The organism is Mesorhizobium sp. P2_F8 (assembly GCF_056403655.1).
On the sequence record NZ_JBFUFB010000015.1, the window covers coordinates 117,001 to 130,332 of the forward strand.

9 protein-coding genes and 2 tRNA genes are annotated in these 13,332 nt (G+C 58.5%); 3 read left to right on the forward strand and 8 right to left on the reverse strand.

The annotated features are described in order from the left end of the window. Nucleotides 1-30: 30 nt before the first annotated feature. Nucleotides 31-3,129: a beta strand repeat-containing protein gene (locus tag AC1DZP_RS29610; protein ID WP_477307277.1), complete on the reverse strand. Its 3,099-nt coding sequence runs from the start codon at nt 3,127-3,129 to the stop codon at nt 31-33. 359 nt (nt 3,130-3,488) lie between these two features. Here AC1DZP_RS29610 and AC1DZP_RS29615 point away from each other — a divergent pair, with 359 nt between their 5' ends. Then, nucleotides 3,489-4,724, forward strand: a complete 1,236-nt coding sequence (locus AC1DZP_RS29615) for a helix-turn-helix transcriptional regulator (protein WP_477307279.1) — start codon at nt 3,489-3,491, stop codon at nt 4,722-4,724. Between the two features lie 62 nt (nt 4,725-4,786). Here the strand turns inward: AC1DZP_RS29615 and AC1DZP_RS29620 are convergent, their stop codons facing one another. The 3 genes from AC1DZP_RS29620 to AC1DZP_RS29630 form a co-directional block, all read right to left on the reverse strand. Continuing rightward, a complete protein-coding gene (locus AC1DZP_RS29620) occupies nt 4,787-6,013 on the reverse strand; it encodes a glycosyltransferase (protein WP_477307281.1) in 1,227 nt (408 codons plus the stop codon). Further along, entirely contained in the window at nt 6,007-6,573 is a 567-nt protein-coding gene (locus AC1DZP_RS29625) for a polysaccharide biosynthesis C-terminal domain-containing protein (protein WP_477307283.1), read from the reverse strand. The genes AC1DZP_RS29620 and AC1DZP_RS29625 overlap by 7 nt, the downstream gene beginning before the upstream one ends. Before the next feature lie 436 nt (nt 6,574-7,009). Continuing rightward, nucleotides 7,010-7,086: transfer RNA gene (locus AC1DZP_RS29630), tRNA-Asp, on the reverse strand. Between the two features lie 217 nt (nt 7,087-7,303). On the opposite strand from AC1DZP_RS29630, the gene AC1DZP_RS29635 reads away from it, so the two are divergent. Continuing rightward, nucleotides 7,304-7,379, forward strand: a tRNA-Val gene (locus AC1DZP_RS29635). 74 nt (nt 7,380-7,453) lie between these two features. Here the strand turns inward: AC1DZP_RS29635 and AC1DZP_RS29640 are convergent. From AC1DZP_RS29640 to AC1DZP_RS29655, 4 genes are all read right to left on the reverse strand, one after another. Continuing rightward, nucleotides 7,454-8,212: a tyrosine-type recombinase/integrase gene (locus AC1DZP_RS29640; RefSeq protein WP_477307285.1), complete on the reverse strand. Its 759-nt coding sequence runs from the start codon at nt 8,210-8,212 to the stop codon at nt 7,454-7,456. 29 nt (nt 8,213-8,241) lie between these two features. Continuing rightward, nucleotides 8,242-8,604 (reverse strand): helix-turn-helix domain-containing protein, encoded by a 363-nt coding sequence (locus tag AC1DZP_RS29645; RefSeq protein ID WP_477307287.1) that lies wholly within the window; start codon nt 8,602-8,604, stop codon nt 8,242-8,244. Between the two features lie 336 nt (nt 8,605-8,940). After that, the gene (locus AC1DZP_RS29650; RefSeq protein WP_477307289.1) at nt 8,941-9,324 is read right to left on the reverse strand and encodes a hypothetical protein; all 384 of its coding nucleotides are present in this window, start codon (nt 9,322-9,324) and stop codon (nt 8,941-8,943) included. 954 nt (nt 9,325-10,278) lie between these two features. Further along, entirely contained in the window at nt 10,279-11,415 is a 1,137-nt protein-coding gene (locus tag AC1DZP_RS29655) for a helix-turn-helix transcriptional regulator (RefSeq protein ID WP_477307291.1), read from the reverse strand. Nucleotides 11,416-11,815: 400 nt separating this feature from the next. On the opposite strand from AC1DZP_RS29655, the gene AC1DZP_RS29660 reads away from it, so the two are divergent. Next, on the forward strand, nt 11,816-13,332 hold a 1,517-nt coding region (locus AC1DZP_RS29660; RefSeq protein ID WP_477307293.1), incomplete at its 3' end, for a DUF4347 domain-containing protein.

Consider the following 13,332-nt stretch of genomic DNA (forward strand, 5'->3'; position numbering starts at 1 on the left):
TTGGCTGTGCGAGCGTGAAAATCTGCCTGGCTAAATCACCACGAAATCGGCGTTGGTGAGCGCCAGGTTGGCGGCCAGCGTGGCGAAATGGGTCGAGCCGCCCGCGGCACTGCCGTTGCTGTCATAATAGAGCCAGCCGGTATCGGTCTCGTAGATGATATGATCGTTGCCGTCGCCGGCAAGGCCAGTGGTGTTCTTGACGAACTGGTCGGCCGTCAGCGTGCCGTTGCCGCCAAGCGGGGCAAAGATCGCATTGTCGACGTGGATGGTGTCTGCGACCACTGAGAAGTCGGTGATGTGGTCGACATTGGTCGAGGCGTTCAGCGCCGTGGTGAAGACGAAACTGTCGTTGCCGGTGCTGCCGGAGAGCGTGTCATTGCCGAGCAGGCCGTTGATGACGTTGTTGCCGGAATTGCCGGTGATGATGTTGGCGGTCGAGTTGCCGGTGCCGTTGATCGAGGCCGCGCTGCGCAGCGCCAGGTTCTCGAGCTCCTGTCCCGACAGGTTGAACGAGACGAAGGCCTGGACATTGTCGGTGCCCTCGCCGTTGAGCTCGACGACATGGTCGCCGGCATTGTCGACATAGTAGGTGTCGTTGCCGATGCCGCCTTGCATGGTGTCGGCGCCCGCCTTGCCATCCAGTGTGTCGTTGCCGCCGAGGCCGGTGAGCGTGTTGACGCCCGAATTGCCGTTCATCGCGTTGGCCAGGCTGTTGCCGGTGGCGTTGATCGAGGTGGCACCGAGCAGCGTCACGTTCTCTATATTGCCGGTGAAGTGGTTGCCATCGCTGAGGTTGATCGAGATGTGGCCGTTGACGGTATCGGTGCCGTTGGCGCCAGCGGTGCTTTCACTGACGATATCGCCGGCATTGTCGACGAAGTAGGTGTCGTCGCCCTGCGCTCCGCTCATCGTGTCGGCGCCGCCTTTGCCGTCCAGCAAATTGTCGCCGGAATTGCCGGTCAGCACGTTGGCCAGGCTATTGCCGGTGGCGTCGATGGAGGCCGCGCTACGCAGCGCGACGTTCTCGATGTTGCCCGTGAAGTGGTTGCCATCGCCGAGGTTGATCGAGATATAGCCGTTGACGGTGTCGGTGCCGTCGGCACCGGCGGTGCTCTCACTGACGATGTCGCCGGCATTGTCGACGTAGTATGAGTCGCTGCCCTGTGCGCCGGTCATGGTATCGGCACCGATGCCGCCATCCAGAATATTGGCAACATCGTTGCCGTAGAGCTGGTCCGCATGGCTCGATCCGGTCAGGTTTTCGACGAGGGTATAGCTGTCGCCGTTGGCGTCACCGGTATTGACCTTGTGATTTGAGAGGTTCGCAATGACGCCTGCGGCAGCGCTTGCATAGGAGGCCGTATCCGAACCGTCGCCACCATTCAGATTGTCCTCGCCGCCTCCGCCGATCAGCACGTCGTTGCCGAGGCCGCCACCAATGGTATCGGCATGGGACGACCCGGTAATCGTATTGGCAAGGCCATTGCCAACGATGGCAATTTGGTCAGTAAAATCTGCCCAGTTGGTGAAAGTTGCGGTCGAGAGGCTGAAATTCGACGCTGTCGCATCGAGGTCTATGTGAAGACCATCGGTGAAGCCCGACCCTAAATATGTGCCTCCCAGGGCGGCTGACTGATCGACGAGATGCAACGTCGTTCCGCCGAAGCTGACGGTGCCGGCATTCGCCAATGCCCGTAACGACGCGCTGTTTCCCGACAGCCCGCCGAGAACGAAAGTGGCCCCTGCAGAAATCGCCAGTCCGGATGAATCGGCAATCGAACCCGACCCGGACAGCACTAATGTTCCCGCCGCTATTGTAGTCTGGCCCGTGTAGGTGTTCAGGCCTGACAGAACCTGCGTTCCCGCGCCGCTTTTTATCAGGTTGAGCTCGCCAAATACCGCCGAGCCGTTCGAGATCACGCCTGCAAACTCCCTCACGTCGTCAAGGCTTACACTCGTCGTCAAGGTCGCCGCGGTAACAGTATCGGCCCGGACTTCGCCGCTGCCGGTCAGTCCAGCGATGGTTTGGTCGAAAGTGCTGATATTGAGCGTCGCGCCAGCTTTTACGTCGACGACACTGGTGGCGCTGAAGGCGTGGTCGGCTCCCGCCCGCAATGTTCCGATCGCGACAGTGGTCGTGCCGGAGTAAGTGTTGGCGCCTGACAATGTCAGGGTGCCGGTGCCGATCTTGTTTAACCCTGTATGGCTCACGCTATTCGCGAAAACGCCCGAGAAGATGGAGCTGCCGGCCTCATAGACGTTAGCGACAACATCGGAAAGGCCGTTGTTGGTGATCAAGCCCGCCCCGGTCAGATGGTTCAGTTCCAGATAGTAGCCATTGGCGTCGAGAACCGCTCCGGCCGCGATATTGGTGTTGGCCAGCCCGTTGGTGAAGGACGCGAACGCCTTGTCCACTCTCAGCGTGCCGCCATCAATGGCAAGCGAGCCCGCATCATTGGCGGTGATGCTGCTTGAGCCAAAGTAAATCGTTCCCTTATCCGTCGCGCTGCCAAAATGCACGGCGGTCCCGGCGCCGCCGAGCGCCGCGAAGGTACCGGTCAACGAAAGTGACGTGCCCGTCTGTGCCCTGATAAATGTTGAAACGCCGGCGAGTTCGACCAGATCGTTAGCAAGCGTCGTGCTGCCTGCAGCCCGGAAGATGCTGTCGCCGGCGAACGTGATGTCTCCCGTTCCGAACGCAGCGGCGCCAAACGAAACTGTGCCTTGATTGATCTGCGTTCCTCCCGACCAGTTGTTGGTCGCATCAGACAGCTTCAGCGTGCCGAGGCCGGATTTGGTTAGGAGTCCCGTTCCAGTAATCTGCGCCTGAACGTCGAGGGTCGTGTTGGTTCCGGTCGTCGCGATCAACGTTGCCGCATTGAGCTGCAGCGTCAGCGAAGACGCCAGCACGGTTGCCTGTAGATTGGAGGTCGACGTTACGCTGATGATCGCACCGCCCGCCTTGTTCATGATGAGCGAGCCGTGTTCGAGACTGTAATTCTCGATGGCGGAACTCGCCAGGTTCAAGGTGCCGACCGTGAACGGACCTTGAACCGCCAGGTCGATGTGATGCGTGACGCTGACACCTAGATTGCTGAAATCCGCTGTAGCACCGATTGCGTCAGGCACGCCGCCAGTCCAATTTGAAGCGGTGAACCACGCGCCACCTGCAAGACCATTCCAAACCGACATGCTGACCCCCGTCAAAGCTGATTCTCAATTGAAGCAGACGTTTTCCTGAGTCCTTGCGCCTGGACGCAGTCTTGGAATCCGACGCTACTCAGGGCCAGGGCGCCTTGAATTGACGCGCTCTGGAACCTGCCTTGTGCCGCCCACTAGGCCTGGCGTGTTGCAATGTCGTCACCCGAAAGAATGAGGTCTCGGAAATCCTTCGGCTTGCGTTGAGCTTTTCAGGGCCATGSTGGTATAGGCAGGGCGTGCGGTATCCCTGACTGACAAAAAGGGAAGGCTCTGTTGGGCAGGGGCAAATGTACAGGCTGAGCAACGAGTTGCTTTCGTCGATCATCGGCGACATCTACGATAGCGCACTCAATTCGGAGTTCTGGACCGTCGTCATGGTCCGACTCACGGAGGCCGTGGACGCCGCCTATTCAACCATCGCGCTGGCTGATCCCGGCGATCAGTATGGCCGTTTCGCGGCCCAATCGCCTTGGGATGCGGAGCAAATGCGGGTTCTGCAGCAGGACTACGGCTTCGAGGACATTCCAGGTCTGAACGCCGTGGTCGTCGGCGACATCGACACACCGTTGTCGACATTGTCGAGCATGACTGAAGCCGAACTTCACCAGTCACCTTTCTACCGGAACTGGGCTGGCCCGCAGGGCTTGCGCGAGGGCTGCATCACCAAATTCGTGCACACCTCGGATCGGATCGGCCTCGTGAGCTTCACGACACGCGCGAGCAGGGGTGCCGTCACTGCGGAGGAGCAGCGCTTTATGGCGCTGCTTTCTCCTCATTTGCGCCGCGCTTCGCTGATCGGCGACCTGCTCGATCAGGCGCGCGTGACCGCCAGTCTCTATCGCGCGACGCTCGACAATCTTGCAACCGCCGTCGTTCTTACCAGCGCGGATGGCGCGATCCTTTATGCGAACGGCCGTGCCGAGGCGATGCTCTCGACACAGCACCCCATCTTTTCCAGAAACGGCATCCTCCAGGCACAAAATCCGATAACGGGCCGCGCCCTGCTGGAAGCGATATCGGGAGCCGCTCACGCCGATGCCTCGCTTGGCGCGCGCGGCATCGGCTTGCCCTTGTCCGCGGCCAGCCAGCCCCCAGCCGTTGCCTATGTGTTGCCTTTGACCGAGGGGACCGCGCGCGCGGCTTTCCGTCCCGCATGCGCCGCCGTCTTCATCTCGACGACAACCTCGGCCGCGCCGCCCTCAGAGGCGGTGCTGACGACACTATTCGATCTCACGCCGGCGGAAGTGCGGGTTTTGCTGGCCGTGGGTGGCGGGCTGACCACGCAGAAGAGTGCGCTGTCGCTCGGGGTCGGTGAGAACACGATCAAGACCCACCTTGGCCGCATCTATGCCAAGACCAACACGACGCGGCAGGCGGACCTCGTCAAGCTAGTCTCCGATATTGGTGTGCCGCTCCTCCGGGTGCTGTCCATTGAACATCGCATGACGGTTGGCGATAACGCGGCCGCCGCTGCCTCGGGGGCGGGCCCCCCCTTCATCGGTGCTCTGCTGGCCAAGGGGTAATGATCACCTTGGCGGCCGGATCGCCGATGCCGCCAACCAAGCTCAGTTCAAGACTTTGAGCCCTATGATTTTTTCGAACGCAAGCTTGTGGAGATCCTGCGCAAGGGACTGGTGATGCGCCAGCTTGTGGACTGATGCAAAGCCGCGATTTGCATTCGGCATGCTTGCAGCGCCTGTTCGATCTCATCCTTCTCGTTTCTTGTATCCGAAGCGGCGCTCCGTAGCTCGGCGTTGCCTTGGTGAGCCAGATCGAGCGCGGTGCGCAGCCTCGCGATTTCCGGCTGCAACGCAGCTTCCTTGTCGAACGCGTCCGAAGCGGCCCTCCGTAGCTCGGCATTGCCTTGCTGAGCCGCCTGCAGCTCATTGTGCAGCCGCGAGATTTCAGACTGCAGCGTCGCCTTTTCGGCCTCGGCGCTTGCCAGCATCGGGCGGGTCGTTTGGACGTCCTCCCAGGCAAGCCGTGCCACCAGATCACCGACCACGCGGCGCATCTGCGCGCTCCAGGCCGCAGGGTCGACGCGCATCAGGCGCGAGTACTCATATTGTTCGTTGCTGCCGTTCGGTATCCAGACGCGCAAGGCTGAAGGCCACCAGCCTGCTCCTTCCGCGATATCGAGAAAAATGGCCAGTTGCCCCGCCTGTGAGTGACGCGAATTTTTCCATTTGGCGCTGAAATGCAGGACGGTTGGGACGCGGCAATAGGTGAGGGGATTGCGCGGGTTCTCGCGCATGATTCGCCGCCACAATTGCCAATCCCCGCCCGATGCGACGTCTTCCGGCCAGACATCGCGCGACGGCAGGCAATCAGCACGATACAGGAAGCAACTGGCGGGTATCGTGTTGCCGACCTCGGTGAACACCCTGAACTCGTCGGCCAGCTCCAGATTGGTCAGGAAGGGTGCTGCGATGCCATCGGTGGAAACCCACAGCGCCTGGCTGTAGGCGATGGCAGCCCCACCCTTGAGGCCATCCGCCAGGATCTCAAGATGATCCGGAAACAGGAGGTCGTCGTCGGCCGCAAAGCCGATCAGGTCGCCGCGGGCCTCCCGCAGCGCGATATTGCGGTTCGCGTAGCCATAGCTCGGCGCCTTGGGCAAATCGAAGAAGCGGATACGGGCGTCCTGAAAAGCGTCGACCACCTCGGCCGTGCCGGGCGCACAGCCGTCGCCGACGACCAGGAGCTCAAAGTCCTCGACGGTCTGATCCAGCACCGATTGGATGGCCAGACCGATGACGTCGACGCGCGAATGCGTCGGCATCAGGATGGAAAAGCGAGGCTTGCTCACCATCCCTTCGCGCTGCCGAAATCATAGGGGATGAGATCGGTGTCGATGGGCAGCCGGTACTTGTCGGGATTTGAGTGATCGTACTGTATCGTTGGAAAATTGATGACCACCACTTCGGACGTTCCGATGTTTCGGTCGGCATGCCAGACAAATTTTGGAATATTGACCAGGCGTGGACGATTGCCGGAGAGGTAAACCTTCGAAATCTTGCCATATGTGCTGGATTCGGGGCGGGGGTCATAAAGGACAAGTTCCAGCTCGCCGCTGACCACAAAATAGCGGTCCTCATGCAGCTTGTGCAGGCCCCAGCCCTTCACCAGTCCGGGGCGAATTGTGAAGATGTAGGAAAAGACCAGCGGGTCCGCATGCCAGCCCCAGCGCGGGTCGTAGACCTCCGTGACGCTRCCGCGGTCATCATTGTGCCGGATGCTGTCGAAAAACGTCATGCCGTCTACCAGGGGCGCAATGCTGTGCCGCTGCTCGTCGAGAGTCCGTTGATCCCGCTGGGCCGCGGCTAGGGTGGATTCGAGAATATTTGGGCGAATCCCGGAATGATCGCTCATGAACAAAGCCCCCGTTATTTTGATCGAGTCGTCGGATCGGACTAACTCCCACAATTTTCGCGGGATGTCCTGACCGGGCCACCAGCTTCGCATCACGACGACGACTTTTTTCGGGCGCAAATAAAAAGTTCTCAGTGCGTGGGAGGGCCAGACTCGCCGTTTGCAAGTGAGTAAGTGGATTGGAATCTGGATTGGGTGTCGTCTGCGCCGGCATTTCGAATAGCCGGCCAAGCCTGCGCCGTCCGGACGGGCTGCAAGAAACCGAGGGTGCCACCCGCGAAGGAACGCAACATCCGGGATGAGGCTGCCTTGGTAGCCAAGCCGCCACGTTGGAAACGCAGACCGGGAAGGCTCCGAGCTGCTCTTTCGAGAAAGCATTTTGACAATCAACGTCAACATTTCTCCAAAGCCAAGGGCTTGATACCCTTAGGAGAAATGGCGCGAGTGACGGGGCTCGAACCCGCGACCTCCGGCGTGACAGGCCGGCACTCTAACCAACTGAGCTACACCCGCGCATTGACGAGCACGTGTCAGCCGTGTTCGTCGTTGGGGCGCTGGATAAGGGGTTCGCCACCGGGTGTCAAGCGTGGCAAGACAGCATAACAGCAAACAGGAGAAGGTTTTTTGACAGCCGGCGTTTTGTTGGCAAAACCAGCCTCCAACCAGGGCATCCCCAGCTCATTTGGCCTTGCGAAGCCGACCCCGACCGCTTAAAGGTCCGGCCCGGAGCGGGCGATTAGCTCAGTTGGTAGAGCGCTTCGTTTACACCGAAGATGTCGGCGGTTCGAGCCCGTCATCGCCCACCAGTAACCTATTGAATTTCTTATGTATTTTCATCGATGTACCTTGTTTTACGAAGTGGTCTGTCGGTTCACTGAACCTAGAGCTCCAGCGAAGCAGTCAATTTTCGCAGGTATTCCGGGCTGTAGCGGGCATAAACCCGGTATGTCATTGCCGTGTTGGAGTGACCCAGGAACTGGGCAACAGCCTCCATGGAGTGGCCATCTTCGACGAGCCAGACGGCTGCCGAATGCCTCAGCATGTGGGGCGAAGCGTCAGCTCTTCCGATCTTGGTTCCGGCCGTCTTGATGCCCTTCTTGATTGACAGAACCTTGTCTCCCGCCCACTCGATGACATAGGGGGTCAAGGCGCCTTCCTGCGCCTCTTTCAGGGCCGCATAGAGGCTGTCGTTGATCGGCACGGTGGCGCGTCCCTTGCGGTGCGCCTTGTCGAATGGATTGCGCAGCTGAATCATGCGCCGGTCGAAGTCGACACGATCCCAGGTTAGCTGCAGGGCAGCCCCCACTCTGGCTCCGGTGGCGATCATCAGCTGGATGGCCAGCTTGACGTGCGCCGAGTTTGCGGCGGCCAGGAGCTGGGTGACCTCCGGCCGGGTGAGATATCCCTCCTTTGGATCGGGCTTGGCCGGACGCTCGATGTCGGGCGCAAACGGGATCAGCCGCTGCTTACGCGCCCAGACCAGGACCGAGCGAAGGTGGCCCAGCTCCGTATGGATCGAGCCATCCTTCTTGCCGGCTTTGCGGCGGGCATCGGTATAGGTGCGGCAGTCGACCAGGCTGATGTCGGTCCCCTCCTTGGAGCCAAAGAAGGGAGCCAGAGCCTTCCAGGTGTAGCCCATCGTGGTAACCACCGAGCGACCGGCCTTGTCTAGGCAGTAGGCTGCCCAGAGGTCGGAGACGATAGTGCCTTGAGGGCGCGTGAGCTCCGCGTATCGAGACGGGGCAAGGCGGGCCGCCTCTGCCGGGTCACTTGTTCCAAGCCTATAACGTCGGCGGTGCTCTCCTTCGTACCAGGTGACGGCGAGCTCTCCTCGGAACTTGGTGATTGTCCACTGTTGCTCGGACCCTGACATTCGAATCTCTCCACGTCTTCGCCTCTGATGCGCAGAAGCTTCCCGGCCAATCTAAATGCCGGAAGCTCGCCGGATGCAATCATGTTGCGCACATGGCGCTCGGAGCATGCCCACCTGTCTGCTAGCATCGCGGGCGTGTAGACCTTGCATAGATTCATGATGCCGTCCCCCCGATGCCGACGTTTTTAGACATTTCACCACGCCCCATATTATAAGGTTGCGCACAACAACCGATAGTCAGCCAATTGGCAGCCTGACCGACAATAGTTCTATTAGAAAGGGATATAACGTTTGTCGACTTAGGCAGGCCAAAATTATTTTGGAATGGTTTCGAAAGCAATGGCCTAACGTTCCTGCAACGCCACATTATATTGTGGGTGCCCCGAAAATATCTAACGCAACGCCTCAATAGCCCACTCCACCGACTCCAAGAGGATAGGCTTTTAGGAGCCGTTGTGTTTATTGAAGCCACTGTTGACTGATTGGCAGCCATCTTACGGAGCAAGCCCGAAGACATTCGCCAAGCGCTCGATGGCGTAGGAGAACACCTTCGAGAGCGAGAACAACGCCTTGTCGGCCTTGCGTGGATTGGCCCGCATGCTCTGGTGCCATTTGCGGATCTCGCCTTTGAATCCCTTTTCCTGGATGAAGCCGAGGGGGTATTCCGGCCAGTTGCTTCGAACCAGCCTGAAGGCGTTGAGATGGTCGACCCTGGTCGACCCGGCAAGCGCCAGGAAGTCGGGATTGCGTTCGTGCTCGGGGCCAGTGAAGTGCTCGATCAGGCGATCCAGGGTGAGGACCACCTTACTCGCTTCGGCAGCCTCCTTGAGCAGGGAGTGATTCCGTGAGAAAGCCTCGGTGTGAGGCTGCTCCTTCATGCGGGGCCCGCCACGCCAGGCAGAGTAGTAAGTCTCCTTGGATCCGTCAGCCAACTGACGCCTAACTGTGTGGATCCCTCTTATCTTGACCAGCACGAGTCCGATCTCCTCCAAGCGCGAGTAGAGCTGTTTGAAACTCCCAGAGCCAGGTCGCCCCTTGCCTCGGATCTGAATCTGATCCTGCTAGCTCTGTTGGACCTCCTTGGGCCATGAAAACCGTATACTTGAAATATTTGGCGAGCAAGCGCTTCTTCTAGCGAAACCCCACAATATATTGTGGGATATGACGCGAACTATTTTTCATATTATTAAGAGATAATGGGCAGAAAATCACAGAATATATTATCCATATATTGTCTCTGCGGTTGACGCTGAGGATCGTTCGGCTCCAACGCCTGTCTCTTGTCATCTGGCTGGGGCGCGCTTCGTTGGTCCGCGGCCTAACCACCGATCTCGAGGCGCGGCGGTTACCCGTTAGACGCCCTATCGCCAATTCCGGCGGGAAAGTCGGAATAGCTTCCTCGCCCGCCCTTGGTTGTCCGCTCAGCCCTCAGCGCGTGGCGCTGTTAAAGATTGCGGCAACTCCTTCGGACGGGCACGACGGTGACGTGTTCGCCGGCGAGCGGCGCTACGAGTTTTGTGGCGTATTCGTTGATACCCTGGGGGACGGTGACGTCCTCGCTGACGTGGCGCAAGTTGGCGCAGCACATGGTAGATCCGCTTTATGCCGCAGTGCCGTGAAGAGCTCCTCGAACGAGTAGCCGGTCTTCCCGAACGGCTCGGCATTGACACGGCGCAGAAGATCGTTGATCGGACGGTTGTGTGTCGGATGCGGCGGGCTAGCTTCTCGCCAGTCTGTAGGTCCTACGACCGGCTAGCAGCTCAGTGCCGATGACGATATTGACCGCCACCTCTGTATTGGAAGTGGGGGGGGCGCCAACTTCTTCCGTTTTGTCATTTCAACAAAAGATCAACACTTTGGTCGTTTGAGAGGAGTCCCATAGTGGCGAGTAGGGCCACTAACTGACCTTGCCGGTGCGTTTCCGTTTTGGAAAAGATCGACTTTAGATAGGATCGAGCGGATTCTTCAGTGATTCGAACGAGATTTGCTGCATCTTCAAGCGAATGACCCTCGGCAAGAATCTTGGCAAGCTTAGCTTCAGATGCCGTCAGGCCAAACTGTGTACGTAGAACCTCTGTGGTCGGTCTGCGCCGTTGCGCGGGGTCTACAATAAGAATAAGTGCTCGTGCATCGCCAAAAATATCGATGGAACGCGCACTCAAGGGGCAGGCCGATATCTGATAAGCATGTTTCCCCGACGGTCGCCGAACCACAATAATTTGCGGAGGCAGTAGCTGAGTAGTATTCGACCTTGAAATGCAAGCGTGCAACATGGCATTTAGCGCAGCTGCATCGATGGTGTTGGTGGCCTCCAGCCTATTTTGGCGAATTTGCAGACCATCACCCAATAGCGCGTACGCGATTTTGTTGATGAGAATTGCGCGCCCACCGTCATCGATTACGATGGCGCCGATCGACATGCGCTCGAAAGCATCCACCGCACCCTCAGCATGGGCGAAATGCAGGGCAGCGGCAGTGGTGGCGGCGCGAGACAAATGACTTGCCAAGAGTTCAAGACGCCTACGATTTGATTCCTCGAACGGCCCTTGCTTGTTGCTGCGCTGGATTGATGCCGTCCACGGCTTGCCGCCGACACTTATGCTGATGCCAGCAAACCACCTGAGGCCRCAGGGACGAAGGAAGTCGTTATAGAACGGCGAACTTGCCATTTGTTCCGAGGTCATAACGTCCTGGTCGAACACTACGCGGGCGTGCCCGTGGACGGCTCTTCCGTGGTAACGTTCATCTTGGAAATACCAACCGTCCCGCTGATAGACTTCAACAGACTCCTTTAGCGCATCTGAATGAGGCAGCCCGAACCTTCGCAACTCGGTTACGTCGGGCATCAACAATGCACCGACCCCGATTTCCAGCCGGGCCAAGCCATCGCATACTTCGATCCATTTATGAGGCAATACGACCGCCTCATAAATGGTATCCAACAAAGTCTCGTAAGGTTTATCGAACATTGGGTGATCGCCTGACCAGAATACAGGTCGGCAAACCCATGCCAGGGGCAAAGAGCTGTCTCTTGGAGCGGTTTTCGGGAAGCTTTGAGGGGGATGAAACCTCAACACATAGCTGAGCGCTGCGCCGCCGCCTAGGCACGGTTGGACCCCATCGAGCAGGGTCGCGATGCACTAGAGTCTCCAAGCGTCTCCCACTACCCAGGCAAATTGGGCCAAAGCGATTGACTGCAACGTGGGATCATAAGGCGGTAGCCCCACTCCCACCGATGAACTTATCTTACCTGACGTTAGAACTCCAGGGTTTTGACCCCAAATAGCCCCCATATGGGAGGTCCGCCGTTCTCTTAATGCGCTTAGATTTTCGTCTGCTTCTTGAGAACAAGTGCTGTGGGAGACGACGATGGGCGGCTCTACAAGTGAAATAGCTTTTATTGATTGCGGCTTAGCCGGCGTTGGGGCGTTGCCGATCGAGTTGGCTATCAAGGCTGTCGGCCAAAGTGTCTGTGCGGGTGCCGGGAACGACGAGGTCCATACCAGAAGCGAAACAAATCTTTGGAGTAGCGGCCGTGTGAGCGTTCATGACCAACCGCAGTTAGACCCCGAGTCAGACTTTTCCAATGGCGTTGAAGTAGTGTTATTCGTCGATCCTGGTATCGATGATTTGGAGACGTTGGTGAGAGGCGTAAGTCCCGGAACCAGCGTCGTCGTATTAGACGGCGGACAAGATGCTATTCCCCAGATTGTGCGGCACTTAGCCAGCCTTGCCCTGGCGGATTTGAACTCGATTCACATAATTTCGCATGGGCGAACGGGGGAAATCAGCTTCTCATCTGGGGCAGTGAGAGCCGACAATCTCAATCACTGGTCATTAGATTTTGCGAGACTACGCACAATTGTGCCTTCAGACGTTAGCTTGCTCCTGTGGAGCTGCTATACTGGAGCCGGTGAAATTGGAGGAGCATTTGTTGAAAAGCTCGGTGCCATAACAGGACTGCGAGTTGCGGCTCATAGTATGCGGACCGGTTCAGTCATCCGGGGCGCTTCTTGGGACCTGGATGTTGGCTCGGCTGGCTGGACTGGCACCCCACCTATAGCCACCTCGGTACTGAACAGCTACCGCGGCACCCTTGCCAACGCAAATGCAACCACCGGCACTGACACTATCAACCAGACATCCGGCGCCGCCGACACAATAACAATTACCAATTCCAACCAGATACAGGCCCTAGACTTATTCGATGGCAAGAGCGGGAATGATACCATTGTTGTCAGCTCAGCTACCGGAGCCAGTATCGACCTCAGCGTCGCCGGAACTGGACCCGGCAGGGGGTTTCGGAATTACGAAGGATTGCTATTCAATAACGCTTCCGGCACAACCACTGTTACGCTCAATGCGGCCCAGTTTGGCGCCGGCCTCATCGCGACGAATCTCGTGGTCACCGGTACGGCCGCGGCTCAGGCGATCATCATCAACAACGCCTCCAATTTCTCCGCTGCTTCATGGACATTCCCCGTCTGGACCAACGGCGTTGACAAGATCACGATTAACGGCACCTCCGGCGCGGACACCATCACCGGGAGCATAAAGGCCGATATCATTAACGCTGGTGCGGGCGCGGATGCCATTGGCGCAGGCGATGGCGACGATACGATCAATATAGCCACCGGCCAGTTCGTCGCGGGCGAATCTATCGATGGTGGCACCGGCGCCGGTGACAGCCTGAATTTCACCTCCACCGGAGACGGCACCAGTGTTGATTTATCCGTCGGCACCATCAGCAATGTCGAGACCTTGACAGCCATCAATCAGGGGAGCGGCAACGGCTACGATCAGACTTTCACCGTCAGTGCGACCCAATGGGACGGCTTCCCAACCATCAACATGAATGACGGCAGTGACACGCTGAACACGATGGT